Source organism: Roseburia faecis, from assembly GCF_001406815.1.
GTDB lineage: Bacteria > Bacillota > Clostridia > Lachnospirales > Lachnospiraceae > Roseburia > Roseburia faecis.
The window spans coordinates 30,226-53,268 of the sequence record NZ_CVRR01000004.1 but is presented as its reverse complement, the minus strand read 5'-3'; the positions used below and the strand labels follow the sequence as shown (position 1 = coordinate 53,268).

Annotated in this window: 19 protein-coding genes and 1 other annotated feature; of the genes, 15 read left to right on the top strand and 4 right to left on the bottom strand. The window is 44.7% G+C overall.

Annotation, left to right across the window (positions count from 1 at the left end; all coding sequences use genetic code 11):
• Positions 1 to 9: 9 nt before the first annotated feature.
• On the top strand, positions 10 to 1,620 hold the full coding sequence (locus tag M72_RS00750; protein ID WP_022044791.1) for a response regulator transcription factor: 1,611 nt from the start codon (positions 10 to 12) through the stop codon (positions 1,618 to 1,620).
• On the opposite strand, the gene M72_RS00745 is transcribed toward M72_RS00750, so the two are convergent.
• Complete coding sequence (locus M72_RS00745) at positions 1,617 to 2,630, bottom strand: GntR family transcriptional regulator (RefSeq protein ID WP_022044790.1); 1,014 nt, start codon at positions 2,628 to 2,630, stop codon at positions 1,617 to 1,619. The genes M72_RS00750 and M72_RS00745 overlap by 4 nt on opposite strands.
• Positions 2,631 to 2,999: 369 nt before the next feature.
• Between M72_RS00745 and M72_RS00740 the strand changes: the two genes are divergently transcribed.
• The 5 genes from M72_RS00740 to M72_RS00720 all read left to right on the top strand — a co-directional run bounded on the left by M72_RS00740 (position 3,000) and on the right by M72_RS00720 (position 9,836).
• Complete coding sequence (locus M72_RS00740; RefSeq protein ID WP_022044789.1) at positions 3,000 to 4,004, top strand: ABC transporter substrate-binding protein; 1,005 nt, start codon at positions 3,000 to 3,002, stop codon at positions 4,002 to 4,004.
• A gap of 114 nt (positions 4,005 to 4,118) precedes the next feature.
• A complete protein-coding gene (locus M72_RS00735; protein WP_022044788.1) occupies positions 4,119 to 5,618 on the top strand; it encodes a sugar ABC transporter ATP-binding protein in 1,500 nt (499 codons plus the stop codon).
• Positions 5,611 to 6,702, top strand: a complete 1,092-nt coding sequence (locus M72_RS00730) for an ABC transporter permease (protein WP_022044787.1) — start codon at positions 5,611 to 5,613, stop codon at positions 6,700 to 6,702. The genes M72_RS00735 and M72_RS00730 overlap by 8 nt, the downstream gene beginning before the upstream one ends.
• A 1-nt stretch (position 6,703) precedes the next feature.
• A complete protein-coding gene (locus M72_RS00725) occupies positions 6,704 to 7,726 on the top strand; it encodes an ABC transporter permease subunit (RefSeq protein WP_022044786.1) in 1,023 nt (340 codons plus the stop codon).
• Between the two features lie 64 nt (positions 7,727 to 7,790).
• Positions 7,791 to 8,054: a binding site (T-box leader), on the top strand.
• 96 nt (positions 8,055 to 8,150) lie between these two features.
• Entirely contained in the window at positions 8,151 to 9,836 is a 1,686-nt protein-coding gene (locus M72_RS00720; RefSeq protein WP_055066824.1) for a carbon starvation CstA family protein, read from the top strand.
• A gap of 1 nt (position 9,837) precedes the next feature.
• Here M72_RS00720 and M72_RS00715 read toward each other — a convergent pair whose 3' ends face one another.
• Positions 9,838 to 10,680 carry an AraC family transcriptional regulator gene (locus M72_RS00715; protein WP_055066823.1) on the bottom strand — a complete coding sequence of 281 codons (843 nt, stop codon included), beginning with the start codon at positions 10,678 to 10,680 and terminating at the stop codon, positions 9,838 to 9,840.
• A gap of 169 nt (positions 10,681 to 10,849) precedes the next feature.
• Here M72_RS00715 and M72_RS00710 point away from each other — a divergent pair, with 169 nt between their 5' ends.
• Genes M72_RS00710 through gtfA form a run of 5 tightly spaced genes read left to right on the top strand, consistent with a single transcriptional unit; the run spans position 10,850 to position 18,157 of the window.
• Positions 10,850 to 12,151 carry an ABC transporter substrate-binding protein gene (locus M72_RS00710; RefSeq protein WP_055066822.1) on the top strand — a complete coding sequence of 434 codons (1,302 nt, stop codon included), beginning with the start codon at positions 10,850 to 10,852 and terminating at the stop codon, positions 12,149 to 12,151.
• Positions 12,148 to 13,023 carry a carbohydrate ABC transporter permease gene (locus M72_RS00705; RefSeq protein WP_055066821.1) on the top strand — a complete coding sequence of 292 codons (876 nt, stop codon included), beginning with the start codon at positions 12,148 to 12,150 and terminating at the stop codon, positions 13,021 to 13,023. The genes M72_RS00710 and M72_RS00705 overlap by 4 nt, the downstream gene beginning before the upstream one ends.
• Positions 13,020 to 13,862, top strand: a complete 843-nt coding sequence (locus tag M72_RS00700; protein ID WP_055066820.1) for a carbohydrate ABC transporter permease — start codon at positions 13,020 to 13,022, stop codon at positions 13,860 to 13,862. Before M72_RS00705 ends, M72_RS00700 begins: the two co-directional genes overlap by 4 nt.
• A gap of 22 nt (positions 13,863 to 13,884) precedes the next feature.
• The gene (locus M72_RS00695) at positions 13,885 to 16,692 is read left to right on the top strand and encodes an alpha-galactosidase (RefSeq protein ID WP_055066819.1); all 2,808 of its coding nucleotides are present in this window, start codon (positions 13,885 to 13,887) and stop codon (positions 16,690 to 16,692) included.
• Positions 16,682 to 18,157, top strand: a complete 1,476-nt coding sequence (gene gtfA, locus M72_RS00690; RefSeq protein WP_055066818.1) for a sucrose phosphorylase — start codon at positions 16,682 to 16,684, stop codon at positions 18,155 to 18,157. The genes M72_RS00695 and gtfA overlap by 11 nt, the downstream gene beginning before the upstream one ends.
• Before the next feature lie 73 nt (positions 18,158 to 18,230).
• Here gtfA and M72_RS00685 read toward each other — a convergent pair whose 3' ends face one another.
• On the bottom strand, positions 18,231 to 18,800 hold the full coding sequence (locus M72_RS00685) for a M48 family metallopeptidase (RefSeq protein WP_055066817.1): 570 nt from the start codon (positions 18,798 to 18,800) through the stop codon (positions 18,231 to 18,233).
• A 223-nt stretch (positions 18,801 to 19,023) separates the two neighbouring features.
• Here M72_RS00685 and M72_RS00680 point away from each other — a divergent pair, with 223 nt between their 5' ends.
• Positions 19,024 to 20,727, top strand: a complete 1,704-nt coding sequence (locus M72_RS00680) for a methyl-accepting chemotaxis protein (RefSeq protein ID WP_055066816.1) — start codon at positions 19,024 to 19,026, stop codon at positions 20,725 to 20,727.
• A gap of 88 nt (positions 20,728 to 20,815) precedes the next feature.
• Here the strand turns inward: M72_RS00680 and M72_RS00675 are convergent, their stop codons facing one another.
• The gene (locus tag M72_RS00675; protein WP_055066815.1) at positions 20,816 to 21,508 is read right to left on the bottom strand and encodes a Crp/Fnr family transcriptional regulator; all 693 of its coding nucleotides are present in this window, start codon (positions 21,506 to 21,508) and stop codon (positions 20,816 to 20,818) included.
• A 262-nt stretch (positions 21,509 to 21,770) separates the two neighbouring features.
• Between M72_RS00675 and M72_RS00670 the strand changes: the two genes are divergently transcribed.
• From M72_RS00670 to M72_RS00660, 3 genes are read left to right on the top strand one after another with little or no spacing between them, the layout of a single operon-like run.
• On the top strand, positions 21,771 to 22,094 hold the full coding sequence (locus tag M72_RS00670) for a type II toxin-antitoxin system Phd/YefM family antitoxin (protein WP_022046754.1): 324 nt from the start codon (positions 21,771 to 21,773) through the stop codon (positions 22,092 to 22,094).
• Positions 22,091 to 22,408, top strand: a complete 318-nt coding sequence (locus M72_RS17445; protein WP_243251835.1) for a type II toxin-antitoxin system RelE family toxin — start codon at positions 22,091 to 22,093, stop codon at positions 22,406 to 22,408. Before M72_RS00670 ends, M72_RS17445 begins: the two co-directional genes overlap by 4 nt.
• Positions 22,378 to 22,944, top strand: a complete 567-nt coding sequence (locus M72_RS00660; RefSeq protein WP_055066814.1) for a helix-turn-helix domain-containing protein — start codon at positions 22,378 to 22,380, stop codon at positions 22,942 to 22,944. The genes M72_RS17445 and M72_RS00660 overlap by 31 nt, the downstream gene beginning before the upstream one ends.
• The last annotated feature ends 99 nt before the right edge of the window (positions 22,945 to 23,043 follow it).

Below are 23,043 nucleotides of genomic sequence, written 5' to 3'. Positions count from 1 at the left end.
ATAAAACAAATGTTAAAAGTATTTTTGGTGGAAGATGAGACCGTTATCCGTGAGGGGCTGCGGGACCGGATTCCCTGGGAACAGTATGGGTATCGGTTTGTCGGGGAGGCAGCAGACGGTGAAGTTGCACTGCCGCTGATTCGAAAGACACGTCCGGATGTACTGATTACCGATATTAAGATGCCGTTTATGGACGGGCTGTCACTCAGCCGGATTGTGCGGGAGGAATTCCCGAAGACAAAGATACTCATTATCAGCGGTTATGATGATTTTGAATATGCGAGAGAAGCAATTTCCATTGGCGTGGATCAGTATATCCTGAAACCGGTTACGAGAATGAGTCTGCGCAAGGTGCTGCAGGAATTAAAAGAAAAAATCGAGGCAGAGCAGGAGCAGGAAGATTTTCAGAGCAAACTGGCAAACGAAATGCACGAATATGAGCAGTTTTCCATAAGGCATTTCTTTGAGCAGGTGTTAGAAGGCGAGCTTTGTGTAACAGAAATTTATGATGAAGCTGCCAAATGGTCGCTGGATCTGTCAGCATCGTGTTACAATCTGCTGTTTTTGTACGTGCAGCAGGAAAAAGAGAATGGTTCCGAGCGGGAGATGAATACTTTTGTGCACCTGCAGGAAGAAATTCTGCAGTATTTTCTGCGTTTTCCGCAATATATCCTGTTTCGCTGGAACGTCAACTGTTATGGGGTTTTAGTCAAATGCGATGCGGAGGAAATGGAAGATTATACACAGCGGGCGATTGCACAGATCCAGATGAACTGCGAGTCACAAAACGCCAATGCAGACTGGTATGTTGTTGTGGGAACGCCTGTGGAACGGCTGTCGATGCTGAAAGAGTGTTATGATCGTGTAAATCATTATGGTGCATATCGTTTTTTGTATCCGCAAATGCATGTACTTTCGGAAGAGACATTAAAAAGTTATCTGCCGGCGCAGGATGACACGCGGATTGCGGAAGTAGATGCGACAAAAATGTCACCGGAAATTATCTCGGAATTTCTGGCAAAAGGAAGCAGCAAAGAAGTATACAACTTTGTAGAGTCTTATCTGCAGAGCATATCCGAGGTAATACATTCCGTGATATTCCGTGACTATGTTGTGCTTAATATCCGGTTTACGGCGATTGCGTTTATGGAGCGAAACGGTGTGACAAAAGAAGAATTTCTGGCGCATATCGGCAAATACGGAACCAATGTGCATGTGCAGCAGGACGAGGTATTTGAATATTTCCTGAGTATTTTACAGACGGCAATCGATCTGCGTGATGAACAGAACACCAATCTGAGCAGTAAAACGTTAAAAAAAGCACTTGCTTATATTGATGAGCATTACACGAGTGAGAATTTATCGCTGGGTACCGTTGCGTGCGAGGTACAGGTGGGTGCTAATTATTTAAGTTCTGTCTTCAGTCAGAATATGCAGAAGACATTTACCGAATATATTTCGGAAAAACGTATGGAAAAGGCAAAAAAGCTACTGAAAAGTACGGAACTTCCGACATCGGAAATTGCCGCACAGGTGGGGTACAAAGATCCTCATTATTTCAGTTTTGTATTTAAAAAGACGCAGGGGTGCAGTCCGCGTGAATACCGCAGCAGTATTTAAAGCTTCCAGGGAATTTCTGTGGAAGAGACTAAAATCCCCTGCAGCTGGTGGAGGAGAACCCCGGCGGCGCGGCTGCCAGGCGCTTCGGCCGGGGTCAGGGAGAGAAACTCTGTGTGTCCAAAGTGGCACAGGTAGCTGTGGTCAAAGGAGGCAACCGTAATCTCCGGTGGCTGTGGCAGGTCTGAGACAGCACGGCAAAGTGCATAGGCAATGGTATCATTATAACAGACAATAGCGGTGCAGGAAGAAATGAGTTTCTGCATCGCTTTTTGTATGCCATAGTCCGGATCATTGGAAAAATACCAGCATATCAGGGAATCTTCCGGAAGTGCACCTGTGTCCCGCAGGGCATGCAGCATCCCCTGGCAGCGCAAAAGTCCGGAACGCATATCCGCAGGAAAGATCGCACCGATGCGGGTATGGCCGGTGGCGAGCAGATGCCGGGTGAGCAAAATGCCACCGCCAAAGTCATCCATGGTGACGCATGGGCAATTGGTCAGTTCCGGATAGGATTCCTGTAAAAAGAGAACAGGGCATTTCTTTTTCTGCAGTTTACGGTACAGATCCAGATTCGGGTTCGTGCGCGCAGTTTTTACACCTTCCACAAGCAGGGCGCGCGGCGGCTGGTGGAGAATCTTCTGTAAAAGAGTATGTTCTGTGGAAAAGGTGTTTTCCGTGATGTGTACAGTCGTGGAAAAGCCCTGTGCCGCAAGTGTTTTTTTGATGTCATGCAAAAGCATCGGATACAAATAAGCAGAGTCACTGGAGAGCAGAAGGTCGATCCGGTCTTCTCCGCGGCTGCGTCCCGTGATATAGGACCCGCTTCCCTGCCTTTTTTCGATTAATCCCTCCTGTTCCAGAACGGACAGTGCCTGCCGCACGGTCTGGCGGCTCACTTTATAGCGCTGGCTGATGGCAGCTTCGGTTGGAAGCCGGTGAATTCCATTGGCTGTATAATCCGGTAATTGTTCGCGCAGGTGTCCTGCCAGCCATTTATATTTGATTGCCATAAAATTTTTCCTTTCTTTGGTGGAAACAGGCGTGTAATTATTTTTTTTATCAAAGAAGATTCTACCTTTTTCAAAAACAATCCACTTTTCCAGAGAAATTTATCGTTTTCACCAATAAGATTTCAGACAGAATCTCATCAGAAATTACAGAAAATACCATAAAATCAAAAGATTTTCCACCTCAAATCAAAGATCTTTCCACATAAAAATAAATTTGTATTTTTTTTAGATGATATCATACAAAATATGTATTGTAAACATATTACAAACCGTTTAAAACAGGCATAAATCGGATTGAAACAGAAAAATACGGATGGTATAGTAAATGCACAAGCAAACAAAAGATTTCATATTGGGAGGTAAAAGGGTATGAAAAAAAGAATCTTAGCAATGTTGACAGCAACAATGATGGTACTTGGACTGGCAGCCTGCGGGGCTACCGATACAAAGGACGGAGCCGGAGATACATCAGCAGCCGGCAGTAGTTCGAGCGGAGATCTGATTAAGGTCGGAATCATTAACAATGATCCAAACGAGTCCGGATATCGTACCGCAAACGATAAAGACATGAAGAACATGTTTACAAAAGAAAACGGTTACGATGCATCATTTGCATACAGCTTAAAGAACGATGAACAGATTACAGCAGCACAGAAATTCATTCAGGATGGTGTGGATTACTTACTTCTTTCCGCAGCAGACACATCCGGATGGGATTCCGTATTAAAGGATGCACAGGATGCAGGAACACAGGTAATTCTTTTTGACCGTGTTATCGATGCAGATGAAAGCCTGTATGCAGCATCAATCGTATCTGATATGGATAAAGAAGGACAGACTGCATGTGACTGGTTAAAGGCACAGAATCTTGATGAGTATAACATCATTCACATTCAGGGTGTTATGGGATCTGCAGCACAGAAAGGAAGATCCGGAGCATTAACAGATACAGCAGCAGCTGAAGGATGGAACATTGTAAATGAGCAGACTGCAGAGTGGAATGCAGAAAAAGCACAGCAGATCGTACAGTCCGTTATCGACAGTGGAGAGAAATTCAACGTTATCTATGCAGAGAACGATGATATGGCAAAGGGTGCTGTTGCCGCTCTTGACAAAGCAAATATTTCTCACGGTGTTGGCAAAGACGTTGTCGTTATGGGATTTGACTGCAACAAGTGGGCATTACAGGAACTGTTAGATCAGAACTGGAACTATGATGGACAGTGTAATCCATTCCAGGCTTCTTACATTGCCGATGTTATCCAGAAATTACAGAACAACGAGGAAATCACAGAGAAGACCATCATCATGGATGAGAAAGGTTTTGATGCAACAACCATCACAGAGGATGATGTAAATAAATACGGTATCTAAACAAAACAGGAAACATTTGGCGCGGCGCCGCGTATGAGGAAAACGTAGCGCCGCGTTTTCTAACCAAAAAAGCAAGGGGTGAATAAGCTGGTGAAAGAAAATGTTGTATTACAAATGAAAAATATCCACAAAAACTTTACAGGGGTAAAGGCATTGCAGGCGGTTGATTTCTCCCTGCGTGAAGGAGAAATTCACGCGCTGATGGGTGAAAACGGCGCGGGAAAATCTACATTGATTAAGGTGCTGACCGGCGTATATGAAAAAGATGAGGGAGAAATTTTCCTCAAAGGAAACGACAAAGCAGTGGCAATTCATTCGCCGCAGGATGCACAGAATCTTGGAATCAGTACCGTGTATCAGGAAATTACGCTTTGCCCGAATCTGTCGGTAGCAGAAAACATGTTTATCGGACGAACAAAAGGAAGAATGCAGAACTGGAAAAAAATGAACGCCGATGCAGACAGAATTCTGCAATCACTCGATATTCCGGCAAAAGCAACACAGCAGCTGGCAAACTGTTCCATTGCAATCCAGCAGATGGTAGCCATTGCCAGGGCTGTAGACATGGATTGTAAGGTGCTTATCCTTGACGAGCCGACGTCTTCTCTTGACGATAAAGAAGTGCAGAAGCTGTTTGGGTTAATGAAAGACTTAAGAGCCAGAGGTGTAGGAATCATCTTTGTTACACACTTTCTGGATCAGGTATATGAGGTATGTGACCGTATCACCGTGCTGCGGGACGGCAAACTGGTGGGAGAATACGAGATTGAAAAACTTCCACGTGTGCAGCTTGTTGCAAAGATGCTGGGCAAAGAGCTGGACGATGAGGCGCAGATCAAAGATGAGACGCAGGTATATCATGCGGATGAAAATGTTCCACCGGTATTTGAAGTGGAACAGTTACAGAGTAACGCAGGCATCAAACCATTTGATTTCTATATAAGAAAAGGAGAAGTCAATGGATTTACCGGTCTGCTGGGATCTGGACGAAGTGAGTGTGTGCGTGCAATTTTTGGTGCGGACCGTATCATTGGTGGAAAGATCAAAAAGAACGGAAAAGAAATCAAAATTACAAAACCTATAGATGCTATGAAAAACGGAATTGCTTATCTGCCGGAAGACCGAAAGGTGGATGGTATCGTTGGAGACCTCTCCGTCCGCGATAATATCATTCTTGCAGCACAGGTGCTGCGCGGTTTCTTCCGTCCGTTCAGCAAAGCGCAGGCAAACAAATTTGCGGACGAATATATCAAGCTGCTGGAAATCAAGACGGCATCGGCGGATACACCGATTAAATCTCTCTCCGGTGGAAATCAGCAGAAAGTAATTCTTGCCCGCTGGCTTCTGACACATCCGGAATATCTGATCCTGGATGAGCCAACGCGAGGCATTGATATCGGAACAAAAATTGAAATTCAAAAGCTGGTGTTAAAGCTTGCATCCGAGGGTATGAGTGTGACCTTTATTTCTTCGGAAACAGATGAAATGCTGCGTACCTGCTCCCGTCTGATCGTTATGCGCGATCGCAGGAAAGTAGGCGAAATCTCAGGTGAAGACTTAACGCAGAGCAAGATTATGGATACCATTGCCGGAGGTGAAAAAAAGAATGGCTAAAACAAGAACATTACAAAAAAAGAACTTTATGGATATATTCAGCGGAAAGCAGATTCTGATTCCGATCGTGGCCCTGGTGCTGCTGGCGGTATTTAATCTGATCGCCGATCCATCGTTCTATAAAATAACACTGGACGTAAACAGCGCCGGAAATCATGTATTATCCGGTTATCTGATCACAATTTTGGACTACGGCTCAGAACTTGCCATTCTGGCAATCGGTATGACGTTAGTTACAGCAGCTTCTGGAGGACAGGATATTTCTGTTGGTGCAGGTATCGCGATTGCCGGTTCGGTTATCCTTCGTGTACTTTGCGGCACAAATTCCCGTCCGGATCATCTGCAGGCTCCAATCATTGTAGCCTTTCTCGTAAGCTGCGTGGTAGCTATGCTCTTTGGTGCATTTAATGGTATCCTCGTTGCCGGATTTAAGATTCAGCCGATGGTAGCAACCCTGATTCTTTATACTGCAGGGCGTTCCATTGCAGCATGGATCAACAATAACGAACTTCCGGTAATCAGTGATCCGTCGTTTGGATACTTTGGTGGTTTTATTCCGGGAATTCCAATTCCGACTCCGTTTTTTATTGCGGTAGCATGTATGATCGTTATGGGACTGGTTATGAAATTTACAAGCCTTGGTTTGTATACGCAGGCAGTCGGTATTAATGAGAGTTCTTCACGATTAAACGGATTAAATCCGGCATTTATCAAGTTTTTGAGCTTTGTTATTTTAGGACTTTGTGTGGCAGTGGCAGCACTGATCAAAGTAAGTCGTATTTCCACAATTAACTATTCTGTTATTGCAAAAGATATTGAGATGGATGCGATCCTTGCAGTAGCACTTGGAGGAAATTCATTAAGCGGTGGCAAATTTAATCTGCCGGCATCTATTCTGGGTGCATATGTCATTCAGTTTTTAACCACAACACTGTATAAGTTCAACGTAAAATCCGAAGCAATCTCTGCTTATAAGGCAATTGTTGTTATTATCCTAGTTGTCATCAGTGCTCCGGTGGTACGGGAAAAATTTGCATCTTTTTCACAGAAGATGAAAGTAAGAAATGCAAAGGAGGTAGGCTAATATGAAATCAAAATCCTTAAAAAAGGTATCACTTTCCGATGCCAACCTGCTTTTGACAATCACCATCGTTGTATTTTTCCTGATGTATATCGGCGCGATGATTTTTGAGGGCGGCGGATTTTTAAAACCACAGACATTTTTTAATATTTTAAACGCCAATGGCGCATTGATCATTACAGCATGCGGACTTAGTCTGGTTATGATTACCGGAAGCATTGATATTTCAGTCGGCGGTGTCGTTGCACTTGTAAGTATGTGCTGCGCGGTATATCTGGATTTCAAGGGCGGAAATGTGTTTGTATCTCTCCTGATTGCACTTGCCATTGGACTTGGATTTGGGCTGGTACAGGGATTTTTGGTAGCGTATCTGGATATTCAGCCATTTATCGTAACACTTGCAGGTATGTTCTTTGCAAGAGGTATGACTTCTATCGTACATACAGATCCGTTCAATGTACAAAATGAGGCATTTGTGAAATTGAAAGATACCCGTGTAATTGTTCCGGGAATGGGATCTGTCAACCGTATTGGCAAATATGTGAATGCATATGTGGAAATCGGTGTGATTGTGGCAATCCTGATCGTTGTGATTATGTTTGTCATGCTTCGCTGGACGAAGCTTGGCCGTTCGTTTTATGCGGTTGGAGGTAACCGCCAGAGTGCTCTTATGCTTGGAATTAACGTTAAAAAGACACGTTTTCTTGCGCATCTGCTGAGTGGGCTGCTCGCCGGTATTGCAGGCTATGTATATTTCCTGCATGTCGGTTCCGGTGCGGCAACACATGCAAGCGGAATGGAAATGAACGCGATTGCATCATCCATTATTGGTGGAACACTCCTGACCGGCGGTGTCGGAAACATCATTGGAACATTCTTCGGTGTACTCTCCCTCAGTACGATTCAGAATATTGTTTCCTCCGCCGGACTGGATCAGGCATGGTGGACAGGCATCACAATTGCAGCAATGCTTTGTCTGTTCCTGGTGATCCAAAGTGTCGTTCTTGCAAGAAAAAAGAGAAAATAGTTGAAAGGTGTATTGACAATTGTCGAATCAAGTGCTATGTTTTTTGTTAACGAAGAGTCATAGAGCAAATGCATAGAACAGAATACGATCACAATATACTTTTTTCCAGAGAGTTGTCGGGCGGTGCGAGACAACAGACAGATATGGTGACCATCCTCTGTGAGCTGTGGGCTGAATTCCGTCAGGACAGTAAGCTTCACCGGTATTCTACCGTTATCAGGAACCTTATTTCTGCAGAGGGGAGTCTGTTGAGATGAGAGTGAGCGGTCGTTTGATACGGCAAATAAAGTGGTAACGCGGAAGCATAAAATAAGCCTTCGTCTTTATATACTGTAACAGGTATATGGGACGGAGGCTTTTTAAATTCTTGTTCCTGTCTCTTTGCAAATATTTAAGAAGGGAGTCGCCAAATGGCGAAAAAACAATGAATGGTTTAGTTATCGTATTAATTGCAATTGTAGTACTTGGTGCCGGCTATCTGTTATACGGACGCTGGCTTGCCAGCAAATGGGGGCTGGATCCGAAAGCAAAAACTCCGGCTTATACGCATGAAGATGGACAGGATTATGTTCCTTCCTCCAAACTGACAGTGTTTGCCCATCAGTTTTCTTCCATTGCAGGTGCGGGACCTGTCACCGGACCGATCCTGGCATCCGTATTCGGCTGGGTGCCGGTATTGTTATGGCTGCTGATCGGAGGTCTGTTTTTCGGAGCCGTGCAGGATTTCGGTGCACTGTATGCTTCCGTTAAAAATGAAGGAAAATCGATGGGAATGATCATCGAGAAATATATCGGAAGAACCGGACGGAAATTATTTATGCTGTTCTGCTGGCTGTTTACCCTTCTGGTTATGGCAGCTTTTACCGATATGGTTGCCGGAACGTTTGTCGGAAAAGGTGTGGAAGGGATGACAAAGGCAACAGGCTATGCGAATTCCGCAGCAGCATCCATTTCCATGTTGTTTATCGTTGTTGCCATCATCTTTGGCCTGATTCAGAAAAAGGTCGGGAAAATGAAAGAGTGGGTTCGCGCAGTGGTTGCCATTGCCCTGTTGGTTGTCATGTTTATCATTGGTATGAAACTTCCAATGTATGCGACAAAGAGTACCTGGATCTATATTGTTATGGCATATCTGTTCCTTGCCTCTGTCATGCCGATGTGGCTGCTCATGGAGCCGCGTGATTACATGACCACTTTCATGCTGCTGGGCATGATCATTGGTGCGGTTGTCGGTGTCATTGCCGAGCATCCGACTATGAAGCTGAATGCATTTAGCGGATTTAATGTAGATGGCAGTTATCTGTTCCCTACCTTATTTGTAACGATTGCCTGTGGTGCGGTATCCGGATTCCACAGTCTGGTTTCTTCCGGAACATCATCAAAGACCATCAGTAATGAGAAAGATATGCCAATGGTCGGTTATGGTGCCATGGTGGTAGAGTCACTGCTCGGAGTCATTGCACTGGTTGTTGTTGGTGCGGTTGCCGTAAACGGAACAAAGCCGGAGGGTACTCCGTTTTCTATTTTCTCTGCTGGTGTTGCAGGATTTTTCGAAAAATTCGGTATTCCGGTACAGGTTGCTACCGTATTTATGACGATGTGTGTATCTGCACTGGCACTGACCTCTCTCGATTCTGTTGCACGGATCGGACGTATGTCGTTTCAGGAGCTGTTTTACGGGGATACTACTGACACTTCCAAGATGCCGGGCTGGCAGAAAGTTCTGACTAATAAATATTTTGCAACAATTATTACCTTATTCTTTGGTTATTTACTGACTCTTGGCGGATACAATAATATCTGGCCACTGTTTGGTTCTGCGAACCAGCTGCTTGCAGCACTTGTACTGATTGCACTTGCGGTATTCTTAAAGACAACTGGAAGAACCGGCTGGACACTTTACATACCGATGTTTGTTATGCTGGCAGTTACGTTTACCGCACTGATCCAGAAGACCATTGCACTGGTTTCCAATATTTCCGGTGGTCAGGCAACTTTCCTGGTAGACGGTCTGCAGTTTATCGTGGCTATTCTTCTGATGGTTCTCGGTGTGCTGGTTGCATTCAGCTGTCTGAAGAAACTGTTTACTGCAAAGAAGCAGGAAGCATAAGCTATTTGTTCTGTTTTCTCCATTCCCGCGGAGAAACACCATAAATATTTTTAAAAGCACGGGAAAAATGAAGCTGATTTTCGTATCCGACAGCAGAGCCGACATCTGCAATGGATAAGGAAGTCAGCTTTAATAATTCCGTAGCCTTTACCATGCGGTAGTTCATAAGAAATTCCTGTGGGGAGCGACCGGTCGAGTTGCGGAAGATTTTTCCGAAATAACTCCGGTTGATGCCACATACCGCAGCGATATCTTCAATCGAAATAGTATTCTGAAAATTCTGTTCCATATAATTGATCGCTTCTTTTATATAATAATCACTCATGCGCCCACTGGAGATCAGCGTTGCTGACTTTGCCGACTGCAGCAGATAATCCAAAAACAGATACAGATGCCCGATCAGATGGAAGGAGGATTCCTGCGGATGATTGACGATATAAAGCATTTCATCGGCAAGTTTTTCCCGTAATTCTTTGGAATGGGAATGATAAACGGGCGCGTCTTTGCACAAATCTGTGACACTTAAAGCCTCTTTTACACGTAAGCCGTCAAATTCGATCCACATATATTCCCATGGAAGCTGTTCATCGGCAATGTAAGTATTGATCTGCCCCGGGAAAATCATAAATCCCTGTCCGCTTTTTACGGAATAGGTCTGTGTATCCCCCTTTGCATTGTCTGCCATAAGCGTTCCGGTTCCGGAAAGAACATAGTGAAACAGATAGTGGTTGCGTGTTGCAGGTCCGAAAGAATGACCGGGATCACACTGTTCGTATCCAAACTGATACATGCACAGATCGATAAAATTTTCATTTGGAAAAATATTAAAAAATGTATTACTCATAAAACACTCCGTATATACCAAAATGCGATATTAGTATCTATTATAGCACAAAATATTGCATTTGGGTATAAAATTAAAAAAATGTGGGTATTTAAGGACGCATAAAGGTATGTTATAATCAGATTATCAAAAAGGCAAGCGGATATATTTAAGAAAAGGAGAGAGGAATATGGCAAAAAGGAATATTTTCCGTGGTCTTGCGGCTGTACTTGCACTTGGTATGTGTATGACAGGACTTGCTGGATGCGGAAGCGAAAAAAGGGCGGATGGAAAAACGGAGATTGAAGTGGTTTCCTACAAACCAGAAGCAGTTAAGGCATTTGAAAAAATTGAAAAGCGGTTCAATGAAACACATGATGACATTCATTTGACGATTTCATCTCCAAATGAAGCAATGACCATTTTAAAGACACGTTTTATCCGGGAGGATTATCCGGATATCATCGCAATCGGAGGTGATATCAACTACTCCAATTTTTTAGATGCAGACCTGTTTGAAGATATTTCCGGTCTGGATGAAGTCCAGACCGTAAAACAGGCATATCTGGATATGGATAAGGAACTGGAGTTTATTCCAAAGGATGGCACGTATGCACTTCCATATGTGGCAAACGCGGCAGGAATTTTATATAACAAAGATCTGTTTGAGGAAAATGGCTGGAAAGTTCCGACCACCTGGCAGGAATTTACCACACTGTGTGATGAAATAAAGCAAAGCGGAACACTTCCGCTGTATCTGGGCTTTAAAGATACCTGGACCTGTCTGGCTCCGTGGAATGCGCTGGCAGTCGGACTTACCGATTCGGACACCTGCAATCAGGTAAATATGGGAAATACCACATTTTCCGATACGTATGGACCGGTAGCAGAAAAGATGCGTGCGCTTTTGGATTACGCCGAAAAAAATCCGTATGCATACGGTTATAACGATGCTTGTACAGCATTTGCCCGCGGGGAATCTGCCATGTATCCGATCGGAAGCTATGCGATCCCGCAGATCAAATCGGTCAACCCGGACATGAATATCGGCTCTTTTACATTTCCTGCAAATGATGAGGAATCAGACAATGTATTAAATTCAGGAATTGATTTACAGTTTTCTGTGATGAAAGCATGCAAAAACAAAGAAGCAGCATATGAAGTTTTAAAATATCTGTATGACGATGAAACCATTCAGATTTATCTGGATGATCAGGGCGGAATTGCCTGCAAGGATGGGGATTTTGCAATTCCGGAAACACTCAAGGATATGCGTCCTTACATTGAAAACAACCGCATGGCAGATTATCAGGATCACCATTATCCGAGTGAGATGAGTGTGGATGCCATGATCCAGACGTTCCTGCTGGATACAAGCGATAATGCACAGGAAAAGTTTTTGAAAAAATTTGATTCCGACTGGAAGCGCTATAACCGGGATCTGATTCGGAAAGTACAGGATTATCAGAAAGAACAGGGGGATGAACAATGAAAAAGAAAATGTCAAACAGGGACAAAACATTCTGGGCGGTTGTCATACCGGTTGTGATTTTATTTTTTGCATTCAATACACTTCCAATGATTAAAGGTGTGATTTACAGCTTTACCAATTATAAAGGATATGGAACGTACGATTATGTCGGGTTCCGGAACTATGCAGATCTGTTTACGGATTCCCGCGTGGGAAAAAGCTATGTGTTTACGTTTAAATATGCACTGGCAGGAACGATACTGGTAAATGTGCTGAGTCTGATCATGGCAGTTGGATTAAACAGTAAGATCCGTTGCAAAAGTGCACTGCGCGGTATTTATTTTGTGCCGAATATTTTAGGCGGACTTGTCATCGGTTATATTTTTAGTTTTATTTTTACTTACATTCTCCCAACTGTGGGAAATGTGTTCCATATTGGATTTTTGCAGAACAGTATTCTTGCAAGTGAAAAATACGCATGGATTGGTGTGCTGATTGTTGGTGTATGGCAGGCAGTTGCCATGAATACCATTATTTATATTTCCGGTCTGCAGACCGTCCCGGAGGAAGTTTACGAGGCGAGTATGCTTGATGGAGCAAGTAAATGGAAACAGTTCTGGAAAGTAACATTTCCACTGGTTATGCCGTTTGTAACAATCAATCTAGTATTGAGCACAAAGAATTTTCTCATGGTATTCGACCAGATCATGTCTTTGACCAAGGGAGGTCCGGCACAGAGCACCGAATCGATCTCTTACCTGATTTATAAAAATGGTATGGATGGCGGACAGTTTGGATTCCAGAGTGCAAATGCAGTTATTTTCTTTATTGTGATTGTGGCAATTTCACTTTTCCAGATGACAGTCATGAATAAGAAGGAGGAGCAGTTATGATGAAAGAAAAACAGAAAACAAACCGGGTACTTACGATTGTTCTGATTTTGGGTACGGTTACCGTATTTTTTCCACTGTATATGGCAGCGATCATTGCGTTTAAGAAACCAAGTGAGATGACAAACGATGTGGCGGGTGCACTTTCTTTCCCGAAACAATGGAGTTTTGAAAACTTCCGTCAGGCAATGGAAGTGACCGATTTCTGGCGTTCTCTTGGAAACAGTTTACTGATCACTCTGGTAACGATCGTACTGGCAATTCTGATCCACTCGATTGCAGGCTATGTGATCGGGCGGGGCATGGCAAGAAGAAAAAGTTTCCGTTTTATCTATCTGTATATTGTCAGTGGTATGTTTGTTCCATTTTCCATCTTAATGATGCCTCTGGTAAAACAGACGGCACACATGGGACTTGGAAACCGTGCCGGTGTCATCGTGTTGTATCTGGTATTTTACATGCCAATGAATGTCCTGCTTTACAGTGGATATTTAAAAAATATTCCGGTAGCATTGGAGGAGGCTGCAGATATCGATGGCGCAAGCACCTGGACAACTTATTGGAAAGTCGTTTTTCCGATGATGAAACCGATGCATGCAACGGTTGCGATTCTGACTGCACTTGGAACGTGGAATGATGTAATGACACCACTTGTTATCATGTCCGGAACCGGACAGAATACGCTGCCGCTTGCACAGCTTAACTTCCAGACACAGTTTGGAACCAATTACAATCTGGCGTTTGCCTCCTATATTCTGGCACTGATCCCGATCCTGATCTTTTATATGATCTGTCAGAAACAGATTTTGAATGGTGTGGCAAACGGTGCAGTCAAAGGATAAAAAATAAAACGAGGTGGCTTCTATGGCAATTATATACAATCCAAATAAAAAAATCTTTACCCTGCATACAGCGCATACAACCTATCAGATGCAGGTCGACCCATTGGGATATCTGCTGCATCTGTACTATGGGGAAAAAACAAACAGTTCCATGGATTATGTCTTAACCTATGCAGACCGCGGATTTTCCGGAAATCCTTATGCAGCGGGCATGGACCGCACCTATTCGCTGGATGCGCTGCCACAGGAGTATCCGTCCCTTGGCACAGGGGATTACCGCAATATCGCGCTGAATATCAAAAATGAAAAAGGGGTGGAAAGTGCAGATCTGCTTTTTAAGAGCTATGAGATCCGAAGCGGCAAGTATCAGTTACAGGGACTTCCGGCTGTCTGGGCAGATGAAAACGAAGCACAGACACTGGAAATAGTCCTTGCAGATGAAAACGCACAGGTTGAAGTGCATCTGCTGTATGGCGTTTTAGAAGAAACCGATATCATTACAAGGAGTGTCCGGATTAAAAATATGGGAACCGGACAGATTACGATCGAAAAGGCAGCGGCAGCCTGTCTGGATTTTGTACAGGGAGAGTTTGATGTCCTGCGGTTTTATGGAAAGCATGCCATGGAGCGCAATCTGGAGCGCACCCCGCTGGGACATGGAACGATTGCGTTTGGCAGCCGCAGGGGAACATCCAGCCATCAGTATAATCCGGCAGTAATTCTGGCAGAAAAAGGGACAACAGAGACGGCAGGCAGCTGCTATGGCATGCTGTTTGTATACAGCGGCAATTTCTCCTGTGAGGCGGAAAAAGACCAGTTCAACCAGACGCGCCTGCTTCTTGGATTAAATGAAGAACTGTTTTCCTACCCGCTCGCGGCTGGAGAAACCTTTACGGTGCCGGAAGTCATTTTATCCTATTCGGCAGATGGATTGTCTGCATTGTCGCAGCAGTATCATAACTGCATCCGTAACCATGTGTGCCGCAGCAAATATGTCCATATGCAGCGTCCGGTGCTGATCAACAGCTGGGAGGCAGCCTATTTCGATTTTACGGGAGATACGATTGTGGATCTGGCAAAAGAAGCCGCTTCCCTTGGGATTGATATGGTAGTGATGGATGACGGTTGGTTCGGGAAAAGAAATGATGACAATTCTTCCCTTGGGGACTGGCAGGTCAACGAAAAGAAACTGGGGGGCAGTCTGGCAGATCTTATTACCCGTGTGCATGAGCAGGGCGTGAAATTTGGCATCTGGATTGAGCCGGAGATGGTCAATGAAGACAGTGATCTGTACCGGGCGCATCCGGACTGGGCGATCCGGATTCCGGGGAAAAAGCCGGTGCGCTCGAGAAACCAGCTACTGCTTGATTTTTCCAGAAAAGAAGTGCGCGACTGTGTATTTGACCAGATCTGTGCCGTGCTCGATCAGGGAAAAATTGATTATGTCAAGTGGGATATGAACCGCAGCATGGCAGATGTCTATGCTGGAAATCTTTCCTATGATTATGTACTTGGTGTTTATGATTTCCTCGAACGTCTGACGAACCGTTACCCGGATTTGCTGCTGGAAGGATGCAGCGGCGGAGGTGGCAGATTTGATGCAGGAATGCTTTATTATTCTCCGCAGATCTGGTGCAGTGACAATACGGATGCGATTAACCGCACAAGGATTCAGTACGGAACCTCCTTTTTTTATCCGGTTTCTGCTGTGGGGGCACATGTTTCCGCAGTGCCGAATCACCAGACAGGAAGATTGACAAGTCTGCATACCCGTGGAGTGACGGCGATGGCAGGAACTTTCGGTTACGAATTAAACCCGGCGCTTTTATCGGATGAGGAAAAACAGCAGATCCGGGAGCAGATCAAAACGTACAAGAAGTATGAAACGCTCATTAACGAGGGAACGTACTGGCGGCTGTCGGATCCGTTTACGGATGAAATTGCGGCATGGATGTCCGTCTCAGAGCAACAGGATCATGCACTGGTAAGCGTAGTGCGTCTTATGGCAGAGGCAAATCAGGCGACCGTTTATGTCCGCCTGCGTGGGTTAAAACCGGATGCCGTGTATCTGGAAGAACAGAGCGGCAGGCAGTATTCCGGTGCAGCACTGATGCATGCGGGAATTCCGCTTCCGCCGTTTACCGGAGAATATGAGGCATATCAGTTTTCTCTTACAGAGCTGAAAGAGGCTGGAACATTATATGAAAAAGTGCAGAAATGGTGTGACAGGAATGCCAAAAATCGAGTGGTCATCAGCCTTTACGGTGGTTCCGGTTCCGGAAAAACAACACTCGCAACGGCATTGCAGCAGTACTTTTTAAATGACGGAACTGGTTGTTATCTGCTCTCGGGCGATGATTATCCACACCGGATTCCAAAACGCAATGATGAAGAACGGATGCGTGTGTATAAAGAAACGGGGGAAGATGGACTGCGTGGATATCTCGGAACAAAGAAAGAGATTGACTTCGACCGGATCAATGAAGTGCTTGCGGCATTTCATGAGGGAAAAGATACGATCACATTGCGGCATATGGGACGGGAAGATGGCGAGATTTCATCGGAAGAAACCGATTTTTCCGGAATATCCGTATTACTTCTGGAGTGGACACACGGAGGCAGTGACGATTTACATGGTGTGGATCTGCCCGTCTTTCTGGAAAGTTCCCCAGAGGAGACCAGGGAGCGGCGTATCCGCAGAAACCGCGATGAGAATGCCGCAAGCCCGTTTATCTGCCGCGTGGTAGAACTGGAACAGGAAAAACTTGAAGTGCAGCGCAAAAATGCAGGATTAATCGTGGGAAAGGACGGAAGAGTTTATGAACCATAAACCGATGCTCAATGCATATCCCGACAGTCTTGGAGGAAATCTGGGAGATATTGTAACATTGCTAAAAACTGAGGCAATGCAGGATGTATTTTCTTCCTTTTACATTCTGCCGAGCCTGTATCATTCCGATCTCGACCGGGGATTTTCCGTGATCGACTATGACCTGAATGAGCAGCTTGCCAACCGGGAAGACCTTGACCAGTTAAAGAATATGGGGATTGACCTGAAACTGGATTTTATTTTAAACCATGCTTCCGCACAGTCCCCACAGTTTCAGGATCTTGTGGAAAAAGGGGAGGCTTCTGCGTACCGCGATTTTTTCATCGACTGGAACCGCTTCTGGGAAGGGCATGGAACCATGACGGAGGAAGGCTATATCCAGCCGGAGGAAAGCTGCCTGAAGCAGATGTTTTTCCGCAAACCCGGGCTGCCGATCCTGATGGTGGAATTTCCAGATGGAAAAAAGGTGCCGTACTGGAATACCTTTTATCAGGAAGTGCATGGCAGACACTATCTTGGACAGATGGATGTAAACATCCAGTCGCCAAAGGTGTGGGAGTTTTATCGTGAAACACTGGAGAAAATAGCTTCTTATGGAGCGGCGATCGTGCGGCTGGATGCCTTTGCCTATGCGCCGAAGACACCGGGAAAGAAAAACTTCCTCAATGATCCGGAGACATGGGAACTTTTACAGAAGATTCATGCGCTGGCAGAACCTTTGGGACTTACGCTTTTGCCGGAGATCCACGCAGCGTATGACGAAAAAATATACCAGACGCTTGCAGAAAAAGGCTATGCGACCTACGACTTTTTCCTGCCGGGACTGGTCATTGATGCGATTGAGAACAGGCGCGGAACATACCTTGCAGCATGGGCGAAGGAAATTGTGGAAAAGAAGATCTCCACGGTCAACATGCTTGGCTGTCACGACGGTATCCCGCTTCTGGATTTAAAGGGACTGCTTCCAAAAGAGGAGATCCAGTCGTTAATTGACCGGATTGTATCCCGTGGGGGCATGGTCAAAAATTTACATGGACAAAAGAATCTGTATTATCAGGTAAATGCCACGTACTACAGTGCATTGGGAGAGTCGGATGAAAAAATGCTTCTGGCGCGGGCCATCCAGATGTTTATGCCGGGCAAACCGCAGATCTGGTATCTGGATCTGTTTGCCGGAAAAAATGACCATGAAGCGGTGCAGCGTGCAGGGGAATCCGGACATAAGGAAATCAATCGGACAAATATTTCCGTTGATCAGATCGCGGAAGGACTGAAAAAAGATGTGGTTCAAAAACAGCTTGCGCTAATCCGTATGAGAAATACCCATAAGGCATTTTCGGAAGGTGCAGAGGTGACAATCTCCGGAGAGGAGAGTTCTCTGGAAATCCGCTGGGAATATGACGGGGCATATGCCGAATTGCATGTAAATTTTGAAGAGGGGACTTATACAATAGAAAGTAATTGAGAACAGAACGATATTACATGTAAAAAATAACATGAAAGCAAGAAGGAGATGCAGGAATACCGGTATCTCCTTCTTATGGGTTTAAATCCATAAGCTCATTGCCATGTTCCCGTAACCATTTGCGGGAAACCTTATAGTCTGGAAGCACACGCTCCACCTGTGCCCAGAAGCGTGGTGAATGGTTCATCTCCAGCCGGTGGCACAGCTCATGGACAACCACGTAATCCAGCACTTCCGGCGGTGCTTTCATCAGCAGGCAGTTAAAGTTAAGATTGCCCTTTGCACTGCAGCTTCCCCAGCGTGTACGCTGGTTTCGTATGGTGATCCTGCCATAGGTCACGCCGACAACCGGGGCATAAAACCGTACCCGTTCCGGAATTACGCGCAGTGCTTCATCTGCAAGCACCTGCAATTCCCCGGGAGTTAAAGGTGCGGCTTTCGGGCGTGCAGCTTCCAATTTTTGTTTTTGTTCCATTTCCCGGAGATGGGCATACAGCCAGTCTGATTTTTCATCGACAAATTTACGGATCTGCCAGTCTGCCATCCAGTAAGGTGCCCTTACCAGAACCGATAAATCCGGACGGATTTCCAGTGCAACGGTTTTTCTTTTGCTTCGGATTATTCGAATCTGTGCTTTTTCCATTTCATTTCCATTTCCAACAATATATGTAAAACAGATGTTTTGTGTTATGTCATCATTGTACCATCATTTTATTGGAATGCAAAGGGGACAAACCAGGGGGGAATTTCTGAGTGTGGAAAAAGATAAAATTTGCATATTTTCGACAAAAACATTGCAGTGGGAGGAAAAAAAGCGTATGATAAAACAAATATTTTAAAGCGGAATAAAGAAAGGAACAGAGAAAATGGCAGGACGAAAAAATATAGAAGAGTTTTACCGAAAACTGAAGGTAGGAACGAAGTTGAAGTATGCATTTACTACAGTCATTGTAACGCTTGCTATTGCTGTGGTTGTTTCGCTTGTTTCCATTGTAAAGATGAATGTGGATACTTATAAGTTTTACAAGGAAGCATATGCAAACAGCACATTGCAGATGGAAATCCGTAAAGATATACAGCTTGTGGGAAAATATATTTTGTGGTCGATGACAACCGATGATGCAAGTTCCACACAGAGTTATTCTAATTTGGCACAGAAGTATGCAGATCAGGTTGGAAAAAATGTTACCGCACTGGAGAAGTCTTATAATGATAAAAAGAAAGTTGCGGAATTAAAAGATGCGATAGAAGAACTGAAAAAACAGCGGGCAGCGGTCGTGGAACTGGCGAAGCGGAATAAAAATGACGAAGCTCTGGCACTGTTTAATTCCGATTATAATGATGCAACAGAGAAAATTCAGGATATATTGGTTGATATCGGAAAAGTGGCATCCGCAGAGGCAAAGAGTCAGTATACATCTGCCAGGGTAACGGGACTTGTGAGCATTATTCTGATGATTCTCATAGGAGCAGGAACAGTGGCTTTCTCCACTGTCATCCGGACCACCATTACCGGAATTATGCTAAAGCCAATTCAGGAACTGGAAAGTGCAGCTGAGAAACTGAAAGCAGGACAGCTTGATGTGGAAATAAATTATGAATCTCCAGACGAACTCGGAAAACTTGCCGGTAATTTCCGGCAGGCATGCAAAACTCTGGAGGTGATTGTGCAGGATACCAGTTATCTTCTGGGAGAAATGGCAGAAGGAAATTTCAATGTATCCAGTAATAATCCACAGATTTATATTGGAAATTTCAAACAGCAGTATGAGTCCATGAGCAAATTAAAACATGAACTGAGTGATACCATGACACAGATTAATGAAGCATCTGAGCAGGTTGCATCCGGTTCCGGGCAGCTGGCAGGCGGGGCACAGGCTTTGGCAGAAGGTGCCACCGATCAGGCAGGTGCAGTAGAAGAACTGACAGCAACGGTAGAGAGTGTCAGCGGAATTGCAGAATCCAGCGCAGAGAGCGCTTCCGGGGCTTACCAGATGGTACGCACTGCCGTAGAACAGGCAGATCAAAGCAGAGAAGAATTACAGGCATTGACCAATGCCATGGAGCGGATCAGCAGTACCTCACAGGAAATCCAAAACATCATCGGTTCCATCGAGGAGATTGCAAGTCAGACCAACCTGTTGTCCCTGAATGCTTCCATTGAGGCAGCACGTGCCGGGGAAGCCGGAAAAGGTTTTGCGGTTGTGGCAGATCAGATCGGAAAACTGGCGGGTGACAGTGCACAGGCGGCAGTCAATACTCGCGATCTGATTGAAAAATCTCTGCAGGAAATTGAAAACGGAAACCAGATTACAGAAAAGACGGTTGCTGCATTAAATAAGATTCTTGAATCCATGAATGATTTTGCGAATGCGGTAAAGGGTGCCAGCGAGAGTTCTACCGAGCAGGCAAATATGTTAAAGCAGATCGAGCAGGGAATCGAGCAGATTTCCAGTGTCGTACAGAGCAACTCCGCAGCTGCAGAAGAAACTTCTGCGACAAGCCAGGAGCTTTCCGCACAGTCGGAAGGACTGAAGAATCTGGTTGGCAGGTTTAAGCTGGCAGAGTAGGAGAACATAATAAAAAGGAATCCTGTCCGGAAAGATATCCGGACAGGGTTCCTTTTTTTGTAACCTTTCCGATTTTTCGTTTGTATTATTAGTGAAAGGCCTTTGGAAATGAAACATAAAGGAGCGGCTCATGAGACAATCCGTATAGGGTAAACGCATTTTTCCGGGTGGTCAGAATTCCTTCGTCCCGCATTTTGCCAAGCTCTTTGGAAAGCGCACTGCGGTCGACGTTCAGATAGTCTGCCAGCCCCTGCCGGTCAAACGGAATCTTAAAATAATTGCTGCCGGCTTTTGCCGCCTGGTTTGACAGATAGACAAGCAGCCGCCCGCGGATCGTTTTCGGGGTTGTACAGAAAATCCGCTGGGAGAGCGCGAGATTTTTGCGCAGGGAGATCTGTAGCAGATTCCGGATAAATTTTGGCTGCCAGGTGCTTGCGGGATGCGGCGTGTGGACAAGAATATCCAGATTCCAGAATAGAATATCGGTCTGCTGGGCAGCAACCGCATCGACCATCAGTGTTTCGCGGAAAAATGCATAGGTTTCCCCGAAAACCTGTCCGGCACCGATGTTGCTCAAAATGCTTTTGCTGCCCCACAGGTCGAGATTTTCAATATTAACGCTTCCGGACAGCACCAGCCCGATCTCGTGCGTGGTGCATCCGGCAGACAAAATCACTTCATTTTTTTCAAAATGTTTCTGGCGCATACCGCCCAGAGCGAGCATTTCTTTATATTCTGATTCTTCCATGCCAAGGCACAGGGGATTTTTTAAATAGATCATGGGTTTCTCCTGATGTTATTTGATAAAATAAGTATATGCAAATTTGTGTCACAGGGCAAGAAAAAGTGAACCGCCCAATGGAGATTCTACTGTGAAAAATGAGGATGGAACGTATACATATATCGTGTATTGTCCTGTGAACATGAAATAAGAACAATAAATAATAATGAAAATTATAAAGAAAATAATACATTTTTTATATTGATTCTTGGCTTGTTCCTGCATATAATATAAGTGAAATTAAACAATGGAGGTGTCTGTTATGGCAATTGCATCTGATTTTTTACAGAGTCTTGTTCCAATTTCACAATTTAACAAAGGGCAGGCTGCAAAGATATTTGATAGACTTCGTTCCGAAAAAGAACTGATTGTTTTAAAAAATAACCAGCCTTCTGCAATTATTCTGTCACCCGAAGAGTATACAAGATTAACGGAGATTGAGGAAGATTATTTTCTTTTGTTGGAAGCAAATAAACGTTTGGATGATAACGGGAATAAAGAGACCGTTTCATATGATTCAGTGATGAAACATTTGGGCATCAGTGAAGCAGAACTTTTGGAAGCGGAGGATGCAGATATCGAATGATATGGAGTATTGAGTTTTTAGAGGAAGCGGAAAAGGATATGAAAAAACTTGACCATTCAGCTCAGATACAGGTGTTAAAAGGAATTAAAAAAGTCAGCCAGAATCCGTTGTCATTGAGGGAAGGTGGATATGGGAAACCATTCCGGGCAGACATTTCATGTCCGGTGCAGAAAATACGGCAGTTCTCGCTTTATGTCGTGGTTTTTGCCGGAAAAAACAGGTATTGTAATCTGCGAAAGGAGGAGCAGATTTACATGGATGGAAAGCAAGAGGAGATTTCATTATGGATCAGAAAAAGACAGGTTATTTTTTAAAACAACTGCGCAATGAAAAGAAGCTGACGCAGGAGCAGCTTGCGGAAAAATTTCAGATCACAAGCCGCACGGTGTCACGCTGGGAGACGGGAAGCAATATGCCCGATATCAGCATGCTGTTGGAACTTGCAGATTTTTATGAAGTTGATATCCGGGAAATCATTGATGGAGAAAGGAAAAGCGAGCAGATGAATGAGGAATTAAAGGAAACCGTAATCAAAGTAACGGATTATACAGAGACAAACAACGCAAGGCTCTTAAAACGGGTACGGATCATAGGAATTACCGGTGTGATCACAATACTGATTGCAATGGTCATGGACGCAGGTGGACTGGCAGTGTCTCCGTTTTGGGAAAGTGTGAAGCGGGATCTGTATGCGTGGACGCTTGGCACGCTTATTGCAAACATACTGTATACAACGGGATGGCTCAAACGGATAAGTGAGAAAAAAGATGTCAGCAGAACGATGCGGATAAGCGGTGTGGTATGTGCGGTCATTGTGATTATGTCACTGATTTTGCAGGCTGTTTTATAGAAAAACACATGACGGGAGGCAAAAGCCTCCCGTTTTTTATATCACACGCCCATTTTCTTCTGAAACAGGAAATGGTCGGACATCAGAAGATAATGAAGT